The organism is Kitasatospora sp. NPDC127116, assembly GCF_042677365.1.
GTDB classification, from domain to species: domain Bacteria; phylum Actinomycetota; class Actinomycetes; order Streptomycetales; family Streptomycetaceae; genus Kitasatospora; species Kitasatospora lactacystinica.
Window position 1 is genome coordinate 1 of sequence record NZ_JBHXTL010000135.1, and the last position, 25,591, is coordinate 25,591.

A 25,591-nucleotide genomic window follows, 5' to 3' on the forward strand; every position below is an offset into this window, starting at 1 on the left:
GCCAGAGGTCTTTGAGGAGATCGTCAGCCACGGCTGTTCATGATTGCGGTTCTGGTGATGCTCTGTGGCTTTGGCACGGAAAGTGATCCAGAACCACGGTTCAACCGCCGCCGACACGCCAGCGATACTTCCAGGGCGTGTACGCCGCTCGGAGGCACGAGGCGCCCGCGCACGGTGACATCGGCGGGAGGTGAGTGCGGGGGGGTGGTCGGCCGGGGACTTGTCAGTGGGACTCACTAACGTTCGTCTCCTGATCATCAGTGCGAGGAGAGGGGCGGGGCTGTGCGGCGCTGGGAGTTCGTCGAGGGCGGCTCGGACAAGTTCTGGGAGGCCGCGGTCGACGGTGTCGCGGTGAACGTGCGGTACGGGCGGTCCGGTACGGGCGGGCGGGAACAGGTCAAGACGTTCCCGACCGTGGAGGAGGCGGAAGCGCACTTCGCCAAGGTGGTCGCCGAGAAGGAGCGCAAGGGCTACCGCGAGATCGGTGCGGGGGCGGGTACGGAGCCGGGTACGGCCGCGGATTCGGTGCCCGTGGCGCAGCCCGGCGTGTCCGCGCCCACAGCCGAGGCCGCCGGTCCCCAGGACGAGGACGTCTTCGTCATGCCGGACGCCTGGCGTCGGGCCCTGATCCCCCGCCGGGGCGGCATTCCCCGGAAGCCGTCCGCGCCGGGGAAGGGCCCGGTGACCTCGTACCGCGACGGGCTGCGGCAAATGGGGGACTGGCTGGAGCAGACGCTCACCTCGGAGCGCAGTGACCCGGAGCTGGTCGCGGCCGCCCGCGCCCACCAGTCCGGCAGCCGGGATCCGCTCGGTGCGGCAGTGCTCGCCTCCGTGTTCTCGTATCCCAGCAACAACGGGGTCCGCGTGGCCGTGGACGCCTGGGTGGCGGAGTTCGGCCTGCCGTTCGCGGCCAGGGCCACCGTCGAGCTGTTCACGACGGCTGTCGAAACCGACTGGATCCACCAGAGGTCCGTCCACCCCCGCGTCCGGCGCGGGGCCAACCAGAGGCACGGCGCGTACCGTCCCGCCGCGGACCGGGTCCGGTCGCTACTGGCGGACTGCGACGAGGAGACCCACCGCGCGGCGGTCGAGGCCCTGGCGGGCTGCCGGAACAACCTGACCCGCCTGGTGGTGGCGGCGTACCTGGTGCCGTCCGAGACCGCCTGGGTCGAGGAGTGCGTCGCGTCGGGCTCCCGTCTGGCCGCCGTCGAGTGGTCGATGTTGCTGTGCTCGCTCTCCTCGGCGGAACCGCTGGAGAAGCTCCCCCCGCTGCCGAGCCTGAGCTATGACGGTTGGTCCACCGAGATCATCGCGACCGTGGCCGAGGGCCTCGGCGGCGACGCGGCACCGGTGATGCTGCACGACCTGACCACCAGCTACCACAACAAGGACGGCAAGAAGCGGATCCTGGACGCGCTCGCCGAGCTCCCCTCCGACGAGGGCTTCCGGGGGCTACTGGCCCAGCAGGACGGCATCAAGTCCACCCGCGCCGCCCTCATGGCCGGTCTCCGCCGCTTCCCCCGGCGTGCCCTGCGCCTGCTCGCCGAGGCCGCGGCCGCCTCTACCGACCCGGCCGCGCAGCAGCTCGCCCGGCAGCTCCTCACCGGCCACGTCGCCGTCCACCGCGCGACCGCGCTCGAACTGCTGCCGGAGCTGACGCCGGAGCAGGCGGCCCTGATCGAGCCGCTCACCGACCTTGGCGAGCGGGTGCCGGAGGTCGGCCCCGACTCGCTGCCGGAGCTGTTCACCAGCCCGCCGTGGACGCGGCCGCGCTCCGCCGGCAAGCCCCGCACGCTGACCGTCCTCAGCGCGCCGCAGGAACCGCAGATGCGGTGGCTTCCGGGCGAGCGCGAGGCGTGGGCGGCGACCTCCGAGTCCTGGTACACGAGCTGGTCGGACGACGACTGGCAGCGGGTCGCGGCCACGATCCGGGCCAGGATCGGGCAACCCGAGGACGCGCGGCTGCGCGGCGGACAGCACGCCGAGCTCGCACTGTTCGCTTACGGCGACGAGGAGTTGGCCCGGCCCCTGCTCGCGCAGTGGCGCGCCGGTGAGCGTATCTGGCACTCCGGGGACTCCCTGCGCCGAGTCGCCGCCCGCTTCGGGACGGACGCCGTCGAACCGATCCGGGCCGCAGCGGCGGGGAACCCGGCCACGCACGCGGCGCTGCTGCTTCCGTACCTGGACGTCCGGGTGGCCGAGACCATGGCGGACTGGCTGGTGCGTCTCAAGTCGGCCGGGAGCACAGCGCGTTCCTGGTTCGTCCGGCACGGCCTGGACGCGGCCCGGCTGCTGGTTCCGGCCGCGCTCGGGAAGGCCGGAGCGGCCCGGCACGGCGCCGAGCAGGCCCTGCGGGTGATCGCCGAGGCGCACGGCGCGGCGGCGGTGCACGCGGTGGCCTGCGAATACGGGCCGAAGGCGGAGGAGGCCGTGGGCGCACTGCTGTCGGCCGACCCGCTGGTGACCGCGCTCCCGGCGAAGCTGCCCCCGCCCTGCGACTGGACGGAGCCGGTGATGCTGCCGCAACTGCTGCTGCGCGGCGGCGAGGGCGCCCTGCCCGCCGAGGCGGTGCGGCACGTGCTCACCATGCTCGCGCTGTCCGCGCCCGGGGCGGTCTACCCGGGCCTCGACGAGGTGGCCCTGCTGTGCGAGCCGCGGTCGTTGACGGAGTTCTGCTGGGCGGTGTTCGAGCAGTGGCGGCTGGCCGGCATGCCTGCCCAGGACGGCTGGGCGCTGCACGTACTCGGCCGGTTCGGTGACGACGATACGGTCCGCCGGCTGACGCCGGTGCTCCGCGCCTGGCCGGGCGAGGGGGCGCACCATCGCGCGGTGGACGGCCTGGAGGCGCTGGCCGCCATCGGCACCGACGTGGCCCTGCTGCACCTGCACGGCATCGCGCAGCGGGTGAAGTTCAAGGCGCTCAAGACCCGGGCGCAGGAGAAGATCGCCGAGGTGGCGGCCGGGCTCGGCCTGTCCGGGGAGCAGCTGTCGGACCGTCTGGTCCCGGACTTCGGGCTGGACGCCGACGGGACCACCGTCGTCGACTACGGCAGCCGGACGTTCACGGTCGGCTTCGACGAGCAGCTCAAGCCGTACGTTCGTGACGCGGACGGCGCCCGCCGCAAGGACCTGCCCGCCCCGGGGGCGCGGGACGACGCCGAGCTGGCGCCCGCCGAGCGCAAGCGCTTCGCCGCGCTGAAGAAGGACGTCCGCACGGTGGCGGGGGACCAGATCCGCCGCCTGGAGGACGCGATGGTCACCCGACGCTCATGGACGGCGCAGGAGTTCGACCAGCTCTTCGTCGGGCATCCGCTGCTCTGGCACCTGGTGCGCCGCCTGGTGTGGCTGTCCGAGACGGACGGCACGGTGACGGCGTTCCGCGTCGCCGAGGACCGCACCCTGGCCGACGTCCGGGACGAGGCGTTCGCGCTGCCGGCCACGGCCACCGTCCGGCTGGCCCACCCGCTCCTGCTCGGCGACGGCCTCGCCGACTGGTCGGAGCTGTTCGCCGACTACGAGATCCTGCAGCCGTTCCCCCAGCTCGGCCGCCCGGTCTACGCGCTGACCGACGAGGAGCGGGCCGGCCACCGCCTGACCCGCTTCGAGAACGGTCCGATGCTGCCCACCACCCGGCTGGTCGGCATGGAACGGCACGGCTGGCAGCGCGGCGAGCCCCAGGACAACGGCGTCGAGCAGTGGCTGTCCCGCCGGGTCGGGCCCGACCTCTATGTGGTGATCGCCCCGGAGGACGGCATCGCCGTCGGCATGTTCGACTCCTACCCCGAGCAGCGGGTGGAAACGGTGTGGCTCGACACCCGCCCGGGCGACTACTGGACCCACAACCGCACCTTCCCGACCTTCGCCGAGCTCGACCCGGTGATCGCCTCCGAGGTGATCGCCGACCTCACCGAGCTGACCACGCTGTGACCCCTCGCCACCTCACCGACGACCACCCGGGAAAGGCCGCCGCGACCACGACCACCACCGAGGAGGAGCTCCAGCACCCGCCTGCCAGACGAAGGCGGGCTGGTCCGGTGCCGAACCGAAGGCCTCCGCCTGTGGCCCTTCGGCCGCGCCGGCGCCCGGACCGCCGCACCCGCAGGCCGGGGCGACCGGCGCGGACGCGGGTTCGAGGTGGCCGGGCGGATCCGTCCAGGCTCCGCCGTAGCCGGGGTCCGGTGCTGACTGCCCTCCGTCCGGCGGCGGTTCCGGCACCGGCCGCTCCGCTCCCGGTGGCTCCACCGCTCCCGTCGCGCGGGCCTGCACCGGCCCCCTGACGTCCTGGTCCTGTTCCATCACCGGCTCCTCGGAAGTCAGTTCCGCTGCCGTCGGCTCGGCCCGCCGGACACGACCAGCCGGCGGTTCAGCGCGGCGGCGCGCCGCTCGCACCCGCCGCAGGGCCGGATGCCCAGCGTCGAGGTGACCCGCTTGACGGCGTCGCCGAGCCCGATGTCCTGGTCCGTGACGAAGCCCGGCAGCCGGACCCGCCGCGGCGCACTCCCGGCGGCCCCCTGTTCGCGGCGATCACGCGTCTCGCCCGTCGTCATGCCGGATGCTCCTCACCTGGTGTGGGCGCAGGGCGGACCCGCACGCCGAGACCGCTGCCGAAGACCGCGCCCCGCCGCACCGCACCGCACCTCACCGCACGAGCGCGCACCCGCGGCGTCCCGCACTTCCAGGCTGCGCCCGCGCCGCCGCCCTCACACCCCGGCAGGGCCCGGTGCCATGGCCTGGAAGGCGAGGGGACCGGGCCACCGTGACGGAGCCGACCGGCTTCGGCCGCACAGCCGCACAGCCGCACATTCGGTCGTACACCATGGGACGCTCGACCGGTTCCACCCGCACCATGGATGAAGAGCGCCCCTGCGGCAAGGTTCCGCCCGTCCGTGACGAGGGCGAGGGCGAGGGCGTACCCATCCACCCCGAGCTCGGTCGCTGCTGGGTCCGGTCCGCGCACGGGCTCCTGCGTCCGTCACTCCGCGTTCCAACCGGCGATCAGGCGCACCAGAGAGGTACCGAGTGTGACCACGATTGCCTATGTGAAGATCCACCCCGCGATCGGTATCGCGCGGGTCGGCAACAGCGAGGAGTTCTTCTACGGGCCGGAAACGCCGGACGAGGATCCCAGGACCCCGGGCTCCTACAAGGAGGGCACCGGCAAGATCAAGCGGCAGGCGGCGCGCTTCCGCGCCTACGGCTACGACAAGGACGGCAACGTCGTCAGGGAGATCCTGCACGGGCAGGACAAGGCCAGCATCGACTGGACGGTCCAGCTGGCCAACCACAAGGCAGCCTGGTACAAGTTCTCGCTCGCGCTGGACATCCCCGAGGCCCAGAACCTGGCGAAGGACCAGTACGGCCGGCGCAATGCCACCTACAAGGGCAAGGACAGGGACACACTGCGGATCACCCCTGATCCGCGAACGATCTCGGGTACGGGCCGGAGCGGCCAGAAGTTCGACACCGGGAAGATCGCCGGCAAGACCGTCTACCTGGGGGAACTGAGGACCGACGAGAAGGGGCGTCTCGTCGTCCTGGGGGGCAGGGGCAGCTCGGCCTCCTTCACCGACCCCCCGTCCGAGCTCACCACCTTCGGCAACAACGAGGGCTGGCACGACGACATCTCCGACGGACCGGTGACCGCCACCGTCACGATCGACGGCAAGGCGGTCGAGGTGACGCCGGCCTGGGTGGTGGTCGGGCCGCCGAACTACGCACCGGACGTCAAGGGCCTCGTGACCCTCTACGACCTGCTGTACGACCTCTTCGCCCAGGGCGGGTACCCGACCGTCCCCCTCCCCTCCACCGTCGTCTTCGACGAACACATCAAGCCCCTGCTCCAGCGGTTCACCGGTCACCAGTGGGTCAACCAGGGATTCGCCGCGGAGTTCGGCTGGCAGGGTCCCAACGACTTCACCTCGCCCCGACTGCTCGCCGTCCTCGGCAGCAAGAAGGAGCAGTACCGGGAGCTGCGGCAACGCGTGTACTACCAGATGCGCAGCTACGACCGGGACGGTCTGTCCCCGCTGCCCTGGCCCTGGCTCTACGGAGACGCGATGGCCGTCCCCGCACAGTCCCCGCGCCAGTACGGTGTCCTGACCAGGACCCAGGAACAGATGCTGGAACAGTGGGTTCAGGGGAACTTCGACGACAAGACCAAGCACACCACCTACACGTCGCTGGAAGCCGCGCCCCTCGCACAGCAACCCGGGCTGCTGGACCGAGCCGCCCTGGACTACTGCCTCGCCGACGCCTTCCACCCCGGCTGCGAGGTCACCTGGCCGATCCGCCACGACACCCTGTACACGGAGCCGTTCCGCATCCGCCACCGCGCGGCCGGCGAGACCGAACACGACTACGGCGACCACCTCACACCGCAGCTCGCCCTGTCGGCCCATGGCCCCCTGCACGGCCAGGGTCCCGGCGGCCTCACCCGCTGGATGGGTGTCCCCTGGCAGACCGACACCGCCAGTTGCCGCTCCGGCTACGAACTCCGTGCCAACATCGGCCCCCGCTACAGCCCCTACCTGCCGTCCTTCTGGCCGGCCCGGGTGCCCAACCACGTGCTGAAGAGGACCGACTTCGACACGGTCAACCAGAAGCCCAACGGCACCGTCACCGACGACCGGCGCGCCGAGGCCTTCGAGAGACGCGCCGTGTGGCTGCGGTTCCTGTCCCCGGACAAGAAGACGGGCCTGAAGGACATGGTCGCCGGCTGGTCCAAGTTCGGCGTCGTCGAGACCAACGCCTACACGGTGGACGACAAGTTCCCGGCCGCGATCCTGGTGGAGTCCACTCCCGACCCCTCGCTCCCCGAGGTCGACGACCACCAGAACCGTGTCAACATCCACGTGCGCGAGTCCGGCCACCCCCAGCTCTCCGAGACCCAGCGCACCGCGGTCGACGAGCAGGCCGCCAACGAGATCGCCCGGTCCACCGGGTTCCGGCCCGAGGAGATCTCGGCCGGCTACATCGCCAAGGTCGACCCCTTCCGGGACGCCGGATGACCACGGCGGCGCCCACCGACGACCACTGCGCGCGGCAGCACCCGAGGTACGACGCCGTCGTCGCGGGCGGCGGCCCGGCGGGCGCCGCCGCTGCCCTCACCCTGGCCCGGGCAGGCCGCACGGTGCTGCTCGCCGACGCCGGCGGCGGCCCCCCGAAGACCGGCGAATCCCTCGTCCCCGTCGCCCAGTTGATCCTCCAAGACCTCGGCGTCGACATCCGATCCCTCGACGCGGACCACCGCCAGTGCCACGCCACCCTCTCCGCCTGGGGCTCACCCCACCTGCACCGCACGGACTTCCTCACCGACCCGTACGGGCACGGCTGGCACCTCGACCGGCCCGTCTTCGACCGCCTGCTGCGTACCCACGCCGAGGCCAACGGGGTGAAGGTCTCCGAACGGACCACGGTGAGCCACCCCGTACCGCAGCCGGACAGCGGATGGCAGGTGACGCTCCGGGCCGACGGCACGGAGCACAGCGTGCGGTGCCGCTGGCTGGTCGACGCCACCGGCCGCCGAGCCTCGCTCGCCGCCCGCTGCGGGGCCCGCCGCCGCCGCTACGACCGGCTGGTCGCCGTCCACCTGAGACTGGCTCACGACGCCTCCGACATCGAGGAGGCCTCGCTGGTCGAGTCCGTCCCTGACGGATGGTGGTACACCGCGCCGCACTCCCCCGCCCACCGCCTGGTCACCTACTTCACCGACACGGACCTCTCGCCCCCCGGCCTCCGGGCGACCCGGACGTTCCTCGACCGGCTCGCGGCCACCCGGCACACGGCCGAACGCGCCCGCGGCCGCCAGGCCCTCGCCGGGGCGGCCCCGCGCCGGTGCGCCGCGCACACCGCGCGGCTGGAACCGCTGGCGGGCGAAGGTTGGATCGCGGCCGGGGACGCGGCGATCGCGCTCGACCCGCTCTCCTCGCAGGGCGTCCTCACCGCTCTCTACTCGGGCCTGCGCGCCGGCCAGGCAGTCGAGGCCCTGTTGTGCGGTGAAGCCGACGCGCTCGACACCTACACCGCACAGCTCGGCGAGACCTTCGAGGCCTACGCGTACGGCCACCGCGAGATCCACGTCCACGAAGACCGCTGGTCCGACCGCCCGTTCTGGCAGCGCCGCCGATCAGCACTGCCGCTCAACGCACTGTAGAGGGCATGTCCTCGCGACGGCTCAGTAGTCCGTCAGGCTCCGGTAGCCGAGCCGGCGCGGCCTCCCGCCGACCCGTCCGACGACGTGCACGTCATCTCGGTCCTTCGCCCCCAGGAGGGCCGGTACACCGGCGCCCCGACCGCATCGACGTTTGTGGCCGGCCGTGGTGGCCGCCCACGTGCCGTCCCGGATGACGGTCGCCCGCAGGGGCGCCCGGCCCAGGACAACGCGGCCGATTGGCAGGACGGATGGGCGAGGCCTCACGCCGGTCGACGAGCCGGCCGAGCCCACCGGGGACGCCGGCTCTCGGCTCACTGCCGCGGGGCCGGAAACGCCTCGTACGACCGGCGTCCCGGAAGCGACCGCTCCGCCGCGAAGGCGGTGGAGACCCATGTCGAGCGCGCCGCCACCCACACCGGGCGCTGGTCCGACCCCGCGCCCGGCCACCGCCACGGAACCGCCCTGGCACGTATGGCCTTCGCATGCCGCGAGGCTGGATCGCCTTCCTGCCAAGGGAGATCGGGCGAAGGGACCACCCGCGCCCACAGCCTGCGACCCACGACCCGGCCGCGCCCGGCCGCGACCCGCCTCGGCCCGGTAACCACCGGGGCGGCCTCGCCGTCGAGCCGTTCGAGCGCAGAACGACGGAGCAGGCGCACACCCCGACCACGACGGAATCCAGCCGAGGCCTCGGCATGGCGTCGGACCGAAGGTAGTATCGGTTCCCGCACTGACTGACTGTCAAGTGCACGCTATTCATCGGAACTTGCTGGCGGGGCGTCAGCCGACCCCTCAGGTGGGAGCGACGTGGGAAGTCGCGCCGAGCCGCGCCCCCCCTGTTCCCCACCCTCCGCACCGGAACCGGCCACCGAATCCGGTAAGAACCAGAAAGCGTCCATTGGTTGCCATCGCACATTCCGAGCTCGACGTCTTTCCACTCTGCCTCGGCGGCAGCGTCTTCGGATGGACCGTCGACGAGCGGACGTCCTTCCGCGTCCTCGATGCCTACGCCGCCGCGGGCGGGAACTTCATCGACACCGCCGACTCCTATTCCCAGTGGGCCCCCGGAAACACCGGCGGGGAGTCCGAGTCCATCCTCGGCAAATGGCTGGCCGCGCGCGGTCAGCGGGACCGTTTCGTCATCGCCACCAAGGTGGGCCGACTGAACGGACTGTCCGGGCTCACGGCGAAGGTCGTCCACCAGGCGGTGGAGGAATCCCTGCGCCGTCTGCGGACGGATCATATCGACCTCTACTACACGCACGCGGACGACCCGGAAACTCCCCTCGAAGAGACCCTCGCCGCACTCGACACGCTGATCACGGCAGGAAAGGTGCGCCATATCGGCGCCTCGAACATCAGCGGCCCCAGGCTGGCCGAATCCCTTGAGGTCTCGAAGCGTTCGGGGCTCGCCTCGTACGTGGCGGTCCAGCCTCCCTACAACCTCATGGAACGCGAGCCCTTCGAGAGTGGGATCGCCCCGGTCTGCGAGCGCGAGGGCGTCTCCTGCGTCCCGTACTTCGCCCTGGCACAGGGCTTCCTGACGGGCAAGTACCGCGAAGGCGCACCCGCCGTTCCCAGCGTCCGCAGCGACGCGGCACAACCGTACGGCGAAACGCCCCGCGGCCGCGCGGTGCTCCGGACGCTGGACACGATCGCCGCCGAGCACGGCACCGCCCCCGCCGCGGTGGCCCTGGCCTGGCTGAGGGCGCAGCCCCATGTCGTCGCTCCGCTCGCCAGCAGCAGGACGCCCGAGCAGCTCGCCGAACTGACCCCGGGGGCGACCCTGGAACTCTCCCCGGCCGAGGTTCGCTCGCTGGATCTCGCTTCACGGACCACCGCGGCGGACCACCATGCGCACGTCGGCTGAAGGAGGAGGAGCCGCCGTGACCCTCACCCTCCACACCTCCCTGATCGGATTCGACGCCCTCAAGTCGTTCATCTCAGTAGCGCGCGATGAATACGAGGCCTGTACCCCGCAGGAACCACCCTCCTGTTTCGCCCTCCTGCTCGGCACCGTCGACGACGGTGTCGCGGCCATCACCTCGGTCCAGTTCGCGACCAACGTCCGTGCCACCGACCCGATGGCGCTCGAAGAGTTCTCGCGCTCCATAGAGCCGTGCTTCGGAAGCGCCTACCGAAACCCCCGCCGGGGATTCTGGTGCAGCTCGCAGGATCTGCTTCGTATTCACCGGCAGGCGGACCGTGACGGGGTCGAGATCCTGGGCTCCATCCATCTGCATCCCGACTGGCACCGGATCGGCCCACCCGAAGAGCGCGGGCTGCGAATAAGCGAGGAGCCGACGCCGATGGACCGCTACATGTTCGACAACAGCCGGTACCCGGTGAACATGATCTGCTATCTGGAATCCGGCCCGCAGGGGGTTTCCGCCGCACTCGCGGCATGGGGCCCTCCTCCTGAGGACGAGGTCGCGGCGCCGTGCCCCCGCCTCCTTCTGAGGTTCAGCGTGTCCTGAGGAACGGCAGGCTCACCCCCCGCCGCCGGCGGGACTCCGCCCCGGTCACGCTCGCGGAGGTGACCGGGGCGGGGCCGCCGGTCCACCCCTGGGTGAGTACCGCCGGGGCGGACCCCGTTGCCGCGGCGGTCGCGTGCCACACACCATCACACTGGGCGGCACACGAACCCACTGAGCCGCGCGCAACAGAAAGCCGCAGGTCGCGGGCCCGGCGCGCCCCGATGTCGGTGGACTCACGCTGGTCATGGGCGGATGACCTTCGCGGAGATCGTCGGTCAGCGGGCGGAATCGTCACACGCGTGCCTTCCGGCCGGGCAGCAGTCCTCCTCCGCCTTTCGGGCCGGCGCCGATCAGGACCACCGGTGACGTGCGCCGATCCGCACCACCGCCGCGCCACCGCTGTGTCCGCGCCGTCCGCGCCGTCCGCTGCCGCTCCGCCCGGGGTTCGACGGCCGGAGTATGTCATCATGTGATGACATCATATGATGATAACGGGTGGCACCTCCCATCGACACGGCTGGATTCCGGGGACTTCCAGCCCCCGGTCCGACCACTCGATCTCCGACGAAAAGGACACCCCGATGGAGACCCTGTCGACGCGCCGTGAACGGGCCCTGGTGCCCGTCCTGGTGTTCCTCAGTGCGGTGGTGGCGGTGATCAGCAGTCTCGGCGCGCCGATGATCCCCACCATCGCGGCCGTCGACCACGTCTCGCTCTCCGAGGCCCAGTGGTCCCTGACCATCACCATGCTGGTCGGAGCGGTCACCACCCCGGTGCTCGGCCGTCTGGGCGACGGACCGCACCGCCGTACGGTCACCCTCACCGCCGCCGCCGTGGTGGTGCTCGGCAGCGTGCTGGCCGCGCTGCCGCTCGGCTTCGGCTGGCTGGTCGCGGGGCGCGCGCTGCAGGGGGTCGGGCTCGGACTCACCCCGCTGGCCATCGCCACCGCACGGGACAGCCTCGGCCCCGCGGCCTCCCGCTCGGCGGTCGCGCTCCTGTCCATCACCACCGTCGCCGGCGTCGGCCTCGGCTACCCGATCACCGGCCTGATCGCCGAATCCTTCGGCATCCACGCGGGCTTCTGGTTCGGCGCCGTGATCAGCGCCCTGGCCCTGCTGCTGGCCGCCCTGGTGCTGCCCCCGACCACGGACCGCGAGAGGCGCCCGCTGGACGTACCCGGCGCGGTGCTGCTCGGCCTGGCCCTGGTCGGCCTCCTGCTCGTGCTCAGCGAGGGCGAGTCCTGGGGCTGGGACAGCGCCCGGCTGCGGACGGTGGCGGTCCTCTCCCTCCTGCTGCTGGCCGGCTGGCTGTGGCACGAGCTGCGCACCGCCCACCCGCTGGTCGACCTGCGCGCGCTGCGCAACCCCGTCGTCCTGACCGCGGACGTGGCCGGGCTGGTCGCCGGCGTCGGGATGTACCTGCTGATGTCACTGGTGATCCGCTACGTCCAGACCCCGACCTCCGCCGGCTACGGCCTCGGCGCCTCGGTCGTGGTCGCCGGCCTCGTCCTGCTGCCGTTCTCGGCGGCCAGCCTGCTGTCCAGCAAGGTGGTCCCCGGGCTCGCCCGGCGCACCTCCTCCGCCCTGGTACTCCCGCTGGGCTGCGCGGTCTCCCTGGTTTCGGTGCTGCTCTTCCTGTCCGCCCGCGACCACCTCTGGGAGCTCATGGTGGTGATGGCGATCGCCGGACTCGGCGTCGGCTGCACCTTCGCCGTGATGCCCGGGCTGATCGTCAACGCGGTGCCGGCCCACGAGGTCGGCAGTTCGGTCAGCTTCAACCAGGTGCTGCGCTACGTCGGCTACTCCACCGGCAGCGCGCTGTGCGGCGCCGTGCTCCAGGCGCACACCGCGCCGGGACGGCAGCTGCCCACCGACAGCGGCTACCGGGACGCGGCGCTGATCGGCTGCGCGGTGTGGGTGGTGATCGGCCTGGCTACGATCGTCCTGCCGCGGCTCGGTGCCGCGACCGGCTCCCGGAAGGGTGCGCGCGTGGACGAGGGGCTGATCGTGGAAGAGAGCATCGACGACATGGTTGTCGGCGGGAGCGAGGCAACCGTCCTGCGGGCCGGGGCAGAGCGGTGACCGACGCCACCCCCGAGGCCGGCGCAGCCCCCGAGGCCGGCGGGTCCGCCGCCGCGAACGGCGGCGGACCGGAGCCCGCAGCACCCCGGCGCCGCGACGCCGCCCGCAGCCGGGACCTCCTGGTCCGGGCGGCGACGGAACTCTTCGCCGAGCGTGGATTCGAACGCACCACCATCCGGGAGATCGGCGACCGGGCCGGCGTCGACCCGGCGCTGATCGCCCGGTACTTCGGCGGGAAGACGCAGCTCTACCTGGCCGCCGTCCAGATGGAGCTGGGCGACACGGCACCGGCCGACCTCCTGGAGGAGGACCGGCTGCGCGGCCTGCTGGAACGCTTCTCCCGGCGCGGCCCCGGCCCGACCTTCCAGGCCGCGGTGCTGCCCGGCGACAACACCGAGGTGCAGCGGGCAGCGCGCACCTACCTCCACGAGCGGCTGGTGCGGCCGCTGCAGGACCGCTTCACCGCCGAACAGGCCGACCGGCCGCGGCTGCGGGCCGAACTGGCGGCGGCGGCCTTCGCCGGGATCGTCCTGGCCCGCACGAGCGGCGCGTTCGGCGAGCTCGCCGAGGCCGACTCCGAGGACCTGCTCCCCCTCCTGCACGACCTGCTGGCCGCGAGCCGGCCCGCCCGGTAGACCGTCCGCCGCTCCGGACCCCGCCGCTCCCCCGCCGCTCCGAACCCCGCCGTGGGCGGCCTGCCGGGCCGCCGCGACAGCACTCCGGCGGTCGGCCTGTCGGTGGGCCTCGCTACTGTTCCTTCCCTGATCAAACGTGTCGAGGAGAGGGGCGGAGCTGTGCGGCGCTGGGAGTTCGTCGAGGGCGGCTCGGACAAGTTCTGGGAGGCCGCGGTCGACGGTGCCGCGGTGACCGTGCGCTACGGCCGGTCCGGCACCGCCGGGCGGGAGCAGAGCAAGGAGTTCCCGACCGCGGAGGCCGCGCAGGCGCACTTCGCCAGGACGGTCGCCGAGAAGGAGCGCAAGGGCTACCGGGAGACCACGGCCGGCGCGGCGCCCGTCCCGCCGCCCGTCCCCCGGCCCGTCGCGTCGACCCCGTCGACCCCGCAGGCCCCGGCGACCCCGCCGGCCGCCGCCCCCGAGCTGCCGGACGCCCCGGACGCCCCGGACGTCCCGGTCGACGAGGACGCCTTCGTCCTGCCGGACGCCTGGCGGAGGGCCCTGGTCCCCCGCCGGGGCGGCGTCTCCCGCCCGCCGGCCGCCGCGGCGAAGAACGCCGTGGACGAGTACCACGCCTCGCTGCGGCGGATGGACGACTGGCTGGAGCAGGCGCTCACCTCGAACCTCAGCGACGCGGACCTGGTGGAGGCCGCCCGCGCCCACCGCTCCGGCAGCCGGAACCCGGTCGGCGCGGCGGTGCTGGCCGCGGTGTTCGCGGTCTCCGCCGACAACAAGGTCCGGACGGCCGCCGACGCCTGGGTGGCGGAGTTCGGCCTGCCGTTCGCGGCCAGGGCCACCGCCGAGCTGTTCGCGGTGGCCGTCAAGACCGATTGGAACGGCTCACGCGCCGTGAACCCGCGCGTCCGGCGCGCGGCCACCCGGGCGGTGGCGGCGTACCGCCCCGCCGCGGATCGTGTCCGGTCGCTGCTGGCGGCGTGCGACGAGGAGACCCACCGCACGGCGGTCGAGGCCCTGGCCGGATGCCGGACCGACCTGTCCCGCCTGGTGGCGGCGGCGTACCTGGTGCCGTCCGAGTCCGACTGGGCCGAGGAGTGCGTGACGTCGGGCGCGCGGCTGGACTCGGCCGAGTGGTCGATGCTGCTGTGCTCGCTCTCCTCGGCCGAGCCGCTGGAGAAGCTCCCCCAGCTGCCGAGCCTGGGCTGGGACGGCTGGTCCACCGAGATCATCGCGACCGTGGCGGAGGGTCTCCAGGGCGGCGCCGCACCGCTGCTGCTGCACGCCCTGGCCAACAACCACCTCTACAGCGACAAGCAGAAGCAGCTGCTGAACGCGATCGCCGAGCTTCCCTCCGACCAGGGCTTTCGGGGGCTGCTGGCCCATCAGGAGAACGGCAAGGCGGCCCGTGGAGCCCTGGTGGCGGCCATGCGCCGCTTCCCCCGGCGTGCCCTGCGCCTCCTCGCGGAGGCCGCGGCGGCGTCCACCGATCCGGCCGCGCAGCGGCTCGCCCGTCAGCTCCTCACCGCCCACGTCGCCGCCCACCGCGCGACCGCGGTCGAGCTGCTGCCGGAGCTGGCGCCGGAGCAGGCAGCCTTGGTCGGGCCGCTCACCGATCCGGGCGACCGGGTGCCGGACGTCCCGGCCGGTTCGCTGCCGGAGCTGTTCACCAGCCCGCCGTGGACCCGGCCGCGCTCCACGGCCAGGCCCCGCGTGCTGACCGGCCTCACCGCGCCGCAGGAGACGCAGCTGCGGTGGCTGCCGGGCGAGCGGGAGGCGTGGGCGGTCTCCGAGTCCTGGTACGCGAGCTGGTCGGACGCCGACTGGCAGCGGATCGCCGGCACGATGCGGGCCGCGGACGGGCAGTCCGACGCCGCGCGGCACTACTCCAACCGGCACGAGGAACTGGCGCTGTTCGCGTACGGCGACGAGCAGCTGGGCCGTCCGCTGATCGCGCAGTGGCGGGGCGAGGAGTACATCTGGGACGCCACGGGCGCGCTGCGCCGGGTCGCCGCCCGCTTCGGGCCGGACGCGCTCGGGCCGATACGGGCCGCCGCGCTGCAGAACCCGGCCGCGCACGCGTCCCTGCTGCTGCCGTACCTGGACGTCCGAGTGGCCGAGACGATGGCGGACTGGCTGGTGCGTCTCAAGTCGGCCGGGGACACCGCCCGTTCCTGGTTCGTCCGGCACGGCCTGGACGCGGCCCGGCTGCTGGTTCCGGCCGCGGCCGGGAAGGCCGGAGCGGCCCGGCGCAACGCCGAGCACGCCCTGCGGCTGATCGCCGCCGCGCACGGCGCCCCGGCGGTGCACGCGGTGGCCGGCGAGTACGGGCCGCAGGCGCAGGAGGTGGTGGGCGCGCTGCTGTCGGCCGACCCGCTGGTGAACCTGCTGCCGGCGAAGCTGCCCCAGCTCGGCGACTGGGCCGAGCCGATGATGCTGCCGCAGCTGCTGGTGCGCGGCGGCGAGGGCGCGCTGCCCGTCGAGACGGTGCGGCACGTGCTCACCATGCTCGCACTGTCGAAGCCCGGGGCGTTCTACCCGGGCCTCGACCAGGTGGCGGAGGTGTGCGAGCCGCAGTCGCTGACGGCCTTCGGCTGGGCGGTGTTCGAGCAGTGGCGGATGGCCGGCATGCCGTCCGAGGACGGGTGGGCGCTGCACGCGCTCGGCCGGCTCGGTGACGACGGGACGGTCCGCCGGCTGACGCCGGTGCTCCGGGCGTGGCCGGGCGAGGGGGCGCACCACCGCGCGGTGGACGGCCTGGAAGCGCTGGCCGCGATCGGCACCGACGTCGCCCTCCTCCACCTGCACGGCATCGCGCAGCGGGTGAAGTTCAAGGCGCTCAAGGCGCGGGCGCAGGAGAAGATCGCCGAGGTGGCGGCCGGGCTCGGCCTGTCCGGGGAGCAGCTGTCGGACCGTCTGGTGCCGGACTTCGGGCTGGACGCCGATGGCACCACCGTCGTCGACTACGGCAGCCGGACGTTCACCGTGGGCTTCGACGAGCAGCTCAAGCCGTACGTTCGTGACGCGGACGGCGCCCGCCGCAAGGACCTGCCGGTCCCCGGGGTGAGGGACGACGCCGAGCTGGCGCCCGCCGAGCGCAAGCGTTTCGCCGCGCTGAAGAAGGACGTCCGCACGGTGGCGGGGGACCAGATCCGCCGGCTGGAGGAGGCGATGATCACCCAACGCTCATGGACGGCGGAGGAGTTCGACCAGCTGTTCGTCGGGCATCCGCTGCTGTGGCACCTGGTGCGCCGGCTGGTGTGGCTGGCCGAGGCGGACGGCGCCACGACGGCGTTCCGGGTCGCCGAGGACCGCACCCTGGCGGACGTCGCGGACGAGGTGTTCGTGCTGCCCGCCGGGGCCACCGTCCGGCTGGCCCACCCGCTGCTGCTCGGTGCGGAGCTCGCGGCGTGGTCGGAGCTGTTCGCCGACTACGAGATCCTGCAGCCGTTCCGTCAGCTCGGCCGCCCGGTGTACGCGCTGACCGACGAGGAGCGGGCCGGCCACCGCCTCACCCGCTTCGAGAACGGTCCGGTGCTGCCCACCACCCGGCTGGTCGGCATGGAACGGCGCGGCTGGCAGCGCGGCGAGCCCCAGGACGCCGGCGTGGAGCGCTGGCTGTCCCGCCGGGTCGGGCCCGACCGCTACGTGGTGCTCGCACCGGAACACGGCATCGCGGTCGGCATGCACGACGTGTATCCCGAGCAGCAGGTGGAGAGGGTGTGGCTCGACACCCGCCCGGGCGACTACTGGACCCACAACCGCACCTTGCCGGCCTTCGCCGAGCTCGACCCGGTGATCGCCTCCGAGGTGATCGCCGACCTGACCGAGCTGACCGAGCCGACCACGCCGTGACGGCGCACCACCTCGCCGACAGCCACGCGAACCACCCCGGGAGGGCCGCCATGACCACCACCGCCGAGGAGCAGCTCCAGCGGCCGCCCGCCGAGATCCGGTACGCCGAGGAGCTGGCGGCGCTGCGCGCCGAGGACCGCGACCCGCGCCCGCCGGGCTGGGAGCTGAGCCTGCGCGCCGCCCGCCGGTTCATCGTCGGCGACGAGGCGGCCGGCATCGCCCGCAAGTTCGTCGGCGATCCGGCGCTGGTCGAGCGCGCCCTGGTGACCCTGGCCACCAACCGCGGCCTGCTGCTGGTCGGTGAGCCGGGCACCGCCAAGTCGCTGCTGTCGGAGCTGATCGCGGCGGCGGTCAGCGGTACCTCCCGGCTGACCGTACAGGGCGGCGCGGCGACCACCGAGGACCAGATCAAGTACTCGTGGAACTACGCCCTGCTGGTCTCCGAGGGCCCCTCCACCCGCTCGCTGGTGCCCGCGCCGATGCTGCGCGGCATGGCCGACGGCCGGCTGGTCCGGTTCGAGGAGATCACCCGCTGCCCGCTGGAGGTGCAGGACTCACTGCTGTCCCTGCTCTCCGAGCGCGTGGTGGCGATCCCCGAACTGGACGGGCCGGAGGGGATGGTCTTCGCCAAGCAGGGCTTCAACGTGATCGCCACCGCCAACACCCGCGACCGCGGGGTGAACGAGATGAGCGCGGCGCTCAAGCGCCGGTTCAACTTCGAGACGGTCTTCCCGATCCCCGACCTGGACACCGAACTCGCCCTGGTGGAGGCCGAGTCCGCGCACCTGCTGCGCCGCTCCGGGGTGGCCGCCGCGCCCGACCGGGACCTGCTGGAGGTCCTCGTCACCACGTTCCGCGAGCTGCGGGCCGGTGAGGGCGGTGACCGCCTGTCCGCGGTGATGAGCACCGCGGAGGCGGTCTCGGTCGCCCACGCGGTCGGGCTGCGCGGCTGGTACCTGCGCGGCGAGGCCGGCAACGCGGCCGACCTGGTCGCCAGCCTGGCCGGCACCGCCGCCAAGGACAGTCCGGAGGACCTGGCCCGGCTGCGCCGCTACCTGGAGCAGCGGGTCCCGCGGCGGCGCGGCCCGCACTGGCACGCCGTGCACGAAGCCCGCCACCTGCTGGCCGGCTGATGCCCGCGGTCTTCCTCGGGGTCCGCCACCACTCCCCCGCCTGCGCCCGTCTGGTGGCGGACACCGTCCGACGGCTGCGGCCCGCGTACGTGCTCGTCGAGGGGCCGGCCGACCTCAACGGCCGCCTGGACGAGCTGGCCCTCGGCCACGACCTGCCGATCGCCGTGTTCAGCCACTACCGCGACGCCGAGCGCACCGCCACCACCTGGACGCCGCTGTGCGACTACTCGCCCGAGTGGGTGGCGCTGCGGGAGGGCCGGGCAGCCGGCGCGGAGGTGCTCTTCGTCGACCTGCCGTCCTGGCACCCGGCGTTCGAGCTGCGCGCCAACCGGTACGCCGACGCGGAGGCCCGGTACGCCGAGGCCACCGCCCGGCTGTGCTCGCGCTTCGGCACCGGCTCGGTGGACGCGCTGTGGGACGGCCTGTTCGAGGTGGCGCCGGCGGACGGGCTCGCCGGGCGACTGGACGCCTACTTCGACCTGGTCCGCGGGGACGCCGAGGCGGACGAGGGCGACCGGGCCCGCGAGGCGTACATGGCGGCCTGGATCCGCGCCGTCCTGGCCGAGGCGGGACCAGCGACCGTGCTGGTGGTCACCGGCGGCTTCCACACCCCCGCGCTCCGCACCCTCGCCGAGCGGCCCGCGGAGGTGCCCGGCCGGCCCGCGCTGCCGGCGCCGCGCCCCGGCGCGGTGTCCGGCAGTTACCTGGTGCCCTACTCGTTCCGGCAGCTGGACGCCTTCGCCGGCTACCAGTCGGGCATGCCCTCGCCCGCCTACTACCAGCGGCTGTGGGAGGACGGCCCCGAGGCCGCCGCCGACCATCTGCGGCAGTCCGTGGTGTCGCGGCTGCGCGGGCGCCGCCACCCCGTCTCCACGGCCGACCTGGTCGCCGCCGCCGCGCTCACCGGCGGCCTGGCCGCGCTGCGCGGCCACCCGGTGCCGGCCCGTACCGACGTGCTCGACGGCCTGGCCGGCGCGCTGGTCAAGGACGACCTGACCCGGCCGCTGCCCTGGTCGGAGCGCACCCCGCTGGCGCCCGGCAGCCACCCGGTGGTGGTCGAGATGGTCGCCGCGTGCAGCGGCTCCCGCACCGGGCGGCTGCACCCGGACACCCCGGCCCCGCCGCTGGTCCACGACGCCGCCGCCCGGCTCGCCGCGATCGGGGCCACCGGCACCCGCCCGCTGACCTGCGAGCTCACCACCGAGGACGGTCTGACGGCCAGCCGGACCCTGCACCGGCTGCGCGTCCTCGGCGTGCCCGGCCGCCACCGCACCGCCGGCCCCGCCCACGGCGCCGACCCGGTCACCACCGAACGCTGGGAAGCCGGACCGGACACCGGCCGCGACGCCGCCCTGATCGAGGCGGGCGCGTACGGCGCCACCCTCGACGAGGCCGCCGCCACCGTCCTCGCCGAACGGGCCCGCACCACCGGGCCCACGGACACCGAACTCGCCGCCCTGCTCCTCGACACCGTGCTGTGCGGCGCCACCGCCCTCACCGACCGCCTGCTGACCGCGCTCACCGCCGTCCTCGCCCGCCACCCCGACCCGGGTGCCCTCGGCTCCGTCCTCGCCACCGCGCTCGGCCTGTGGCGGCACGACCGGGTGTACGGCACCGCCCGCAGCCCGCTGCTGGCCGCCGTCGTCGACGGCGCCGTCACCCGCGTCCTGTGGCTGGTCGAGGGCGCGCACGGCCGCTCCGGCACCGACCCGGCGCGCCTCGCCGCCCTCGCCGCCGTCCGCGACGCGCTGTGCCACGCCCCCGACCTGCTCACGGTCACCCCCGAGGACGCCGCCGCCCTCGCCCTCCGCATCGCCCGCGACCCGCACGCCCCCGCCGACCTGCGCGGCGGCGCCCACGGCCTCCACCTCGCCCTCACCCCCACGGCCGATCCCGACCTCGCCTCCGCCGCCCTGCACGCCGCGGGCGACCCCGGCGCGCTCGGCGACTGGCTGGCCGGCCTGTTCGCACTCGCCCGGGAGGAGGTCACCGCCGACGCGGGCGACGGCTCCCTGCTGGCCGCCGTGGACTCCGTCCTCGCCGAGCTCACCGACGCCGAGTTCCTCATCGCCCTCCCCGCCCTGCGCCAGGCCTTCGCCTGGTTCCCGCCGCGCGAGCGCGAACGGATCGCCCGCCGTCTGATCGAGCGTCGCGGCCTGCGCGGCTCCGCCCGCGCCCTGCTCCGCACCACCGCCGACCCCGCGCACCTGGCCGCCGCCCGCGCCCTGGAGGAGAACGTGACCGCCCTGCTCGACCGCCACGGCCTGCGGAGCGCCCGGTGACCGCGCCCGAGCCGGCCCCCGCAACGGCACCCGACCCCGCCCTGGAGCGCTGGCGCCTGGTCCTCGGTTCCCCCGCCGAGCCCTGGACCGGCAGCCCGGGCGCCGACGGCGCCGCCCGCGACGCCGCCCTGGAGTGGCTGTACGGCCGCGACGAGGACCTCGACCGCCGCGGTATCCGCGGCGCCGGCGCGGAACCGTCCCGGGTCACCGCGGTCGACTGGCTGGACGACATCCACCGGCTCTTCCCGCGCGAGACGATCGAGCGCCTGGAGCGCGACGCCGTCGAGCACTACGGCATCGACGAGATCGTCACCGACCCGACCGTCCTGGAGCGGGTCGAGCCGAGCGCCGCCCTGCTGCGCGCCGTGCTCCGCACCAAGCACCTGATGAACGAGCAGTTGCTCGGCCAGGCCCGCCGCATCGTGGCCGCGGTGGTCCGGCAGCTGATGGAACGCCTCACCCCGGAGCTGCGCCAGGCGTTCACCGGCGCCCGGTCCGCCCGCCCGAGCCGCCGCCCGCTCGCCCGCGACTTCGACTTCCGCCGCACCGTCCGGGCCAATCTCGGCCGCTACCGGCCCGCCGAGCGGCGGATCCTGATCGAACGCCCGCACTTCCACTCCCGCACCCGCCGGCACCTGGAGCAGTGGCAGCTGATCCTGCTCGTCGACCAGTCCGGTTCCATGGTCGGCTCGGTGATCCACTCCGCGGTCACCGCGGCCTGCCTGTGGAGCCTTCCCGGCCTGAAGACCCATCTGGTCGCCTTCGACACCCAGGTGGTGGACCTCACCTCCGACGTCACCGACCCGGTGGAGCTGCTGATGCGGGTCCAGCTCGGCGGCGGCACCGACATCGCCCGGGCCGTCGACTACGCGGCCGGTCTGGTGGAGAACCCGCGGCGCACCGTCCTCGCGGTGGTCAGCGACTTCTACGAGGGCGGCGACCGGTACCGGCTGCTGCGCACCGTCCGCTCGCTGACCGGGCAGGGCGCCACCGTGCTCGGACTCGCCGCGCTGGACGAGGAGGCCGCCCCCGCGTACGACCGCGAGCTGGCCGGGCAGCTCGCGGACGCCGGCGCGCACGTGGGCGCGATGACGCCGGGGATGCTCGCCGAGTTCGTCGCCGAGCGGCTCGGCCGATGACCGCCGCGACGCGGGCCGATCTGCTCGCCCTGGACACCGACACGCTCGCCGCACTCGCCAATCGCGGCCTGGTGAAGCGCGCCGCCCGCGAAGTCGCCGCGGGCGACGGGCCGGTGCCCGACCTCGACCCGAACGGCACGCTTCGCGGCAGCTGCCCGGACGGCAACTCCGTCGTCCTGCCGCCCGGCACCGGGCTGGACGGCGGCAGCTGCACCTGCGGAGCCCCGGGCGTGTGCCGCCACCGGATCGCCCTGGTCCTCGCCCATCAGCAGGCCGCCGCCGACGACGCCGACGCCGCCCCACCGGGTCCTCGCCCCGGCCCCGCCGCTTCCGGCAGCCCCGGCACGCCCGACACCCCCGCGCCCGCCCCCGCGTGGTCCCCCGGCGCGCTGGACGACGAGGCGCTGACCGCCGCCGTCGGCGCCCGCGCCGTGGCCGCCGCCCGCCGGACGCTGGAGCGCGGTTATGCCGCGCGGCTGCACCACGCGCGCCCGGACGATCCGCAGCCGGTCGCCGAACTGGCCGCCTGCACCGTCCGGTTCCCCGTCCCCGGCGAGCTGGGCTTCGCGGTGACCGACGCCGCGCAGGACCGCCGCGGCGAGATGATCGCCCTCGCGGTCTGGGCGTTCCGGGCCGCCGACGGCCGCCCGGCCGTCACCCTCGGCGGCCGTCCCGAGCCCGATGCGGGCATCCCGCCGGTCCTGGACGCCGCCCTCGGTCTCGCCCGCGAGCTGCTGCTCGACGGCGCCGTGCACGCCGGGCCGGTCCTCACCGCCGATCTCCACCGGGTGCGCGACGAACTCGCCGACCGTTCCCTGCACTGGCCGGCCGGCCTGGTCGCCGACCTGATCGGCCAGCTCGACGCGTACGCCGCCCGGTCCGCCGACCACCGGCCCGAGGAGCTGGCCCTGCTGCTGGCCGAGCTCCACGCCCGTCACCGCGCCGCCGCCCGCCCCGGCGCGTCCAGGTCGGAGGTACTCGGTGTCCGGGAGACCGCCGAGACCCCGCTGCGCCGGATCCGCCTGACCGCGCTGGGCTGCCGGATCCGCGGCACCGCGACGACCCGGTCCGCCGAGGTCTACCTCGCCCACCCGGCCGCCGGCACCGTCCTGGTGCTCCGCCGCGGCTGGGACGTCCCGGCCGACGGCCGTCCGCCGACCGGGCACGCGCTGGCCGCCCGCCGGATCGCCGGCCACCGCCTCGACGCCCTCGCCGCCGGCAACGTGGTCAGCGAAAGCGCCGTCCGCAGCGCCGCCCGTGAACTCCGCCTCGGCCGCGGTCGGACCGCCGCCACCACCGTCACCCCGGTCGGCGGCTCCTGGACCGACCTGCCCGCCCCGCTGCTGCTCACCGACCTCGACGCCCACCTGCGCACCCTGGAGGGCCGGCCGCCGCGGCTGATCCGGCCCCGCATCGCCGCCGAGTCCCTGCACGTGGTGCGGCTCTCCGCCGTCGAGGGGGTCCGGTACGACGCCGCCGAGCAGCGCCTGGAGGCCGCGGTCCGCGACGCCGCCGGCAACCCGGCCACCCTCGCCGCCACCTACGACCCGGCCTGCCCCGGCTCCCTCGACGCGCTCGCCGCGGCGCTCGGGTCCGGCGCCGTCACCCACGTCAGCGCCACCCTCCGACGGGCGGCGGGCCGCACCGTCCTGGAGCCCGTCGCGCTCCTCGCGGGCGGCACCGTCGTCGTCCCCGACCTCGCTCCCGGCACCGCGTCCACGGCCCTCGGCCCCGCCGCACCGCCGTCGGCCGACCCCGTCGCCGCCGACCTCGCCGAGGCGCTCGCCACCCTCGCAGACACCGCCCACCGGGGCCTGCGCCACCCTGACGGCCCCACCCTGACCCGCCTGGACCGCACCGCCGCCCGGCTGGACCGCGGCGGCCTGGCCACCACCGCCGAGCTCCTGCGCGCCCTCGCCCACGCCGTACGCGCGGGCGACCCGGACGCCGCCGCCCGTACCTGGTCGGACGCGGCCGTCCGGCTCGCCGTCACCGTCGAGGCACACCGGGAGACCGCCGGCCGCCCCTGAGCACCTTCGCCGAGGACGCCCCCGAGGTCCGCGCCGGACTTCGCACTACCCCCGGGCCCTCCACAGCCTGCGAGTCGAATCGTCCAGCCGCTCCCATGAGCGGAGAAGGCCGGCCACCGAAGGCCTGTGCGCTGTGCGGGCCCGGGGTCAGAGCCTGGCGTGGGTGCCGATGTCGGTGTGGAAGGCCTCGACCATGGCGGCCGTCACCGTCGGGCGGCTCGCGCCGATCGCGGCGAGGTGGTCCGCGGTGGTCGCCCCCGGTACGGCGTCGTCGCGCTCGAACGCGGTCTGCGCCGCCAGGCGCGCGGCGTGCTCGATGTCGGCGGGGGAGAAGTGCTCGCTCGCGGCCACCAGCGCGGGAACGTCCACGTCGAGGCGGTCGGTGCCGAGCGCGTAGCGCGACCAGATCGCGGCGCGGGCGTCCGGGTCGGGGGTGCCGATCGGGATGACGTAGTCGAACCGGCCGGTGCGCAGGAACGCCGGGTCGAGCGAGCGGACGGAGTTGGTCGCGCAGACCAGCAGTCGGCCGTCACGCTCGCGGAAGCCCGGGATCAGCTTGAGCAGTTCGTTGGTCACGCCGTGCATCGTCCCCGTCCGGCCGGCCTCGCCGCGTACGGGGGCGATCTCCTCCACCTCGTCGATGAAGACCAGCGCCCGCTCCAACTCGCCGATCCGGGCGAAGGCGCTGCGCAGCGCGGCGGCGAGGTTGCCCTCGTCGGCGAGCCGGGATGGCAGCAGTTCGACGAACGGCCAGCCCAGGCGGGAGGCGATGGCCCGGGCGAAGGTCGTCTTGCCGGTGCCCGGCGGCCCGAACAGGGTGATCGCGCGTGGCGGCCGGACCCCGTGCCGGGCCGCCCGCTCGGGCTCCGCGAGCGGCAGCACGACCCTGCGCTCGATCAGCTCCTTCTCGGCGGCCATTCCGGCCACCCGGTCCCACAGGTCGCCGCTCAGCACCCGCCCGCCGAGCTCGTCCAGCGTGCCGGCCGCGGAGCCCGCGGCGGGCTCGGCCTTCTCGAAGTACGCGGCGGCGGGCCGCCGTTCGTAGCCGGCGTTGTGCAGTCCCTCACCGAGCAGTTCCTCCTCCGGCAGCACATAGGCGATCCGCCGCACACGTGCCTCGACCAGCCGTCGCTCCAGTTCCCGCAGGAGCGCGCTGGCCAGGCCCCGTCCGCGCCACGCCGGGGCGATCGCCACTCGCATCACCCACGCCCGCTCCCCCGCCACCTGCGCGAGCGCGGCACCGATCGGCGTACCGTCGTGCACCGCGACGACGGCGGGCTGGCGCGCGGTCAGCGCGGCGATGCACTCGGCGAGCGAGAACACGGACTCCTGCCCGAGCCCGGCGGTGCTGTCGATCAGGTGGACGACGGCAGCCAGGTCGTCCTCCCGGTAGTCGTGGATCAGCCAGTTCACGTGCGTCGCTCCCTCGGGTCTCCGGTCGTGCGGGTTGCGGAGAACGTAGGCGCGCCGGGCCCGGCCCGTCGTGCGCCGCTCGGGACAACGCGGCGTGGACGAACCGTACGCGGCAGCGGGTTGCGCGCCGGGGCTCCGCGGGCCGTCGGCACTCGGGCCCGCCCGCGCCGGGCCGCGGCCCGTCGGTACTCGCACCCCGGCGCTCGGGCCCGGGGACGCTCAGGATCCGCCGCTCCCCGGCGCCACGCGACGCCCGACCCGACCCCCTCCCGGCCCCCTCCCGGTCCTACGCCGTCCGGCGCTCGACGCCGTCGAGCAGCAGGCCGAGCCCCAGCTCGAACCCGCGGTCGTCGAGGCCGGTCGCGCCGCCGCCGCGGGCGAAGGAGCCGTCCAGGGCGTC

The 25,591-nt window shown here is 74.4% G+C and carries 14 protein-coding genes; 12 read left to right on the plus strand and 2 right to left on the minus strand.

The window, feature by feature from the left end:
• Positions 1-282: 282 nt before the first annotated feature.
• The gene (locus ACFVHV_RS36070) at positions 283-3,927 is read left to right on the plus strand and encodes a DUF4132 domain-containing protein (RefSeq protein ID WP_380357118.1); all 3,645 of its coding nucleotides are present in this window, start codon (positions 283-285) and stop codon (positions 3,925-3,927) included.
• A 386-nt stretch (positions 3,928-4,313) separates the two neighbouring features.
• Here the strand turns inward: ACFVHV_RS36070 and ACFVHV_RS36075 are convergent, their stop codons facing one another.
• Positions 4,314-4,547 (minus strand): hypothetical protein, encoded by a 234-nt coding sequence (locus ACFVHV_RS36075; protein WP_380357120.1) that lies wholly within the window; start codon positions 4,545-4,547, stop codon positions 4,314-4,316.
• Positions 4,548-5,021: 474 nt separating this feature from the next.
• Between ACFVHV_RS36075 and ACFVHV_RS36080 the strand changes: the two genes are divergently transcribed.
• The 11 genes from ACFVHV_RS36080 (at position 5,022) to ACFVHV_RS36130 (ending at position 23,778) form a co-directional block, all read left to right on the plus strand.
• Positions 5,022-7,007, plus strand: a complete 1,986-nt coding sequence (locus ACFVHV_RS36080) for a LodA/GoxA family CTQ-dependent oxidase (protein WP_380357123.1) — start codon at positions 5,022-5,024, stop codon at positions 7,005-7,007.
• Positions 7,004-8,152: an NAD(P)/FAD-dependent oxidoreductase gene (locus ACFVHV_RS36085; RefSeq protein ID WP_380357125.1), complete on the plus strand. Its 1,149-nt coding sequence runs from the start codon at positions 7,004-7,006 to the stop codon at positions 8,150-8,152. Before ACFVHV_RS36080 ends, ACFVHV_RS36085 begins: the two co-directional genes overlap by 4 nt.
• 898 nt (positions 8,153-9,050) lie before the next feature.
• The gene (locus ACFVHV_RS36090) at positions 9,051-10,022 is read left to right on the plus strand and encodes an aldo/keto reductase (protein WP_380357128.1); all 972 of its coding nucleotides are present in this window, start codon (positions 9,051-9,053) and stop codon (positions 10,020-10,022) included.
• 16 nt (positions 10,023-10,038) lie between these two features.
• Positions 10,039-10,629, plus strand: coding sequence for a hypothetical protein (locus ACFVHV_RS36095; RefSeq protein WP_380357131.1), 591 nt, complete (start codon positions 10,039-10,041; stop codon positions 10,627-10,629).
• 581 nt (positions 10,630-11,210) lie between these two features.
• Positions 11,211-12,710 (plus strand): MFS transporter, encoded by a 1,500-nt coding sequence (locus ACFVHV_RS36100; RefSeq protein WP_380357134.1) that lies wholly within the window; start codon positions 11,211-11,213, stop codon positions 12,708-12,710.
• Positions 12,707-13,345 (plus strand): helix-turn-helix domain-containing protein, encoded by a 639-nt coding sequence (locus tag ACFVHV_RS36105; protein ID WP_380357136.1) that lies wholly within the window; start codon positions 12,707-12,709, stop codon positions 13,343-13,345. Before ACFVHV_RS36100 ends, ACFVHV_RS36105 begins: the two co-directional genes overlap by 4 nt.
• A gap of 159 nt (positions 13,346-13,504) precedes the next feature.
• On the plus strand, positions 13,505-17,194 hold the full coding sequence (locus ACFVHV_RS36110) for a WGR and DUF4132 domain-containing protein (RefSeq protein WP_380357139.1): 3,690 nt from the start codon (positions 13,505-13,507) through the stop codon (positions 17,192-17,194).
• A 50-nt stretch (positions 17,195-17,244) separates the two neighbouring features.
• Positions 17,245-18,327 carry an AAA family ATPase gene (locus ACFVHV_RS36115; protein WP_359899667.1) on the plus strand — a complete coding sequence of 361 codons (1,083 nt, stop codon included), beginning with the start codon at positions 17,245-17,247 and terminating at the stop codon, positions 18,325-18,327.
• A complete protein-coding gene (locus ACFVHV_RS36120) occupies positions 18,327-20,609 on the plus strand; it encodes a DUF5682 family protein (RefSeq protein WP_359899669.1) in 2,283 nt (760 codons plus the stop codon). The genes ACFVHV_RS36115 and ACFVHV_RS36120 overlap by 1 nt, the downstream gene beginning before the upstream one ends.
• Positions 20,606-21,748 carry a VWA domain-containing protein gene (locus tag ACFVHV_RS36125; protein ID WP_380357142.1) on the plus strand — a complete coding sequence of 381 codons (1,143 nt, stop codon included), beginning with the start codon at positions 20,606-20,608 and terminating at the stop codon, positions 21,746-21,748. The genes ACFVHV_RS36120 and ACFVHV_RS36125 overlap by 4 nt, the downstream gene beginning before the upstream one ends.
• Entirely contained in the window at positions 21,745-23,778 is a 2,034-nt protein-coding gene (locus ACFVHV_RS36130) for a hypothetical protein (protein ID WP_380357145.1), read from the plus strand. The genes ACFVHV_RS36125 and ACFVHV_RS36130 overlap by 4 nt, the downstream gene beginning before the upstream one ends.
• A 147-nt stretch (positions 23,779-23,925) precedes the next feature.
• Here ACFVHV_RS36130 and ACFVHV_RS36135 read toward each other — a convergent pair whose 3' ends face one another.
• Complete coding sequence (locus ACFVHV_RS36135; protein ID WP_380357148.1) at positions 23,926-25,191, minus strand: ATP-binding protein; 1,266 nt, start codon at positions 25,189-25,191, stop codon at positions 23,926-23,928.
• Between the last annotated feature and the right edge of the window lie 400 nt (positions 25,192-25,591).

Bases quoted from the DNA above. Each gene is read 5' to 3' on its own strand.
- ACFVHV_RS36130 (WP_380357145.1), top strand. From the start codon at position 21,745: ATGACCGCCGCGACGCGGGCCGATCTGCTCGCCCTGGACACCGACACG.
- ACFVHV_RS36100 (WP_380357134.1), top strand. From the start codon at position 11,211: ATGGAGACCCTGTCGACGCGCCGTGAACGGGCCCTGGTGCCCGTCCTG.
- ACFVHV_RS36075 (WP_380357120.1), bottom strand. From the start codon at position 4,547: ATGACGACGGGCGAGACGCGTGATCGCCGCGAACAGGGGGCCGCCGGG.
- ACFVHV_RS36120 (WP_359899669.1), top strand. From the start codon at position 18,327: ATGCCCGCGGTCTTCCTCGGGGTCCGCCACCACTCCCCCGCCTGCGCC.
- ACFVHV_RS36115 (WP_359899667.1), top strand. From the start codon at position 17,245: ATGACCACCACCGCCGAGGAGCAGCTCCAGCGGCCGCCCGCCGAGATC.
- ACFVHV_RS36085 (WP_380357125.1), top strand. From the start codon at position 7,004: ATGACCACGGCGGCGCCCACCGACGACCACTGCGCGCGGCAGCACCCG.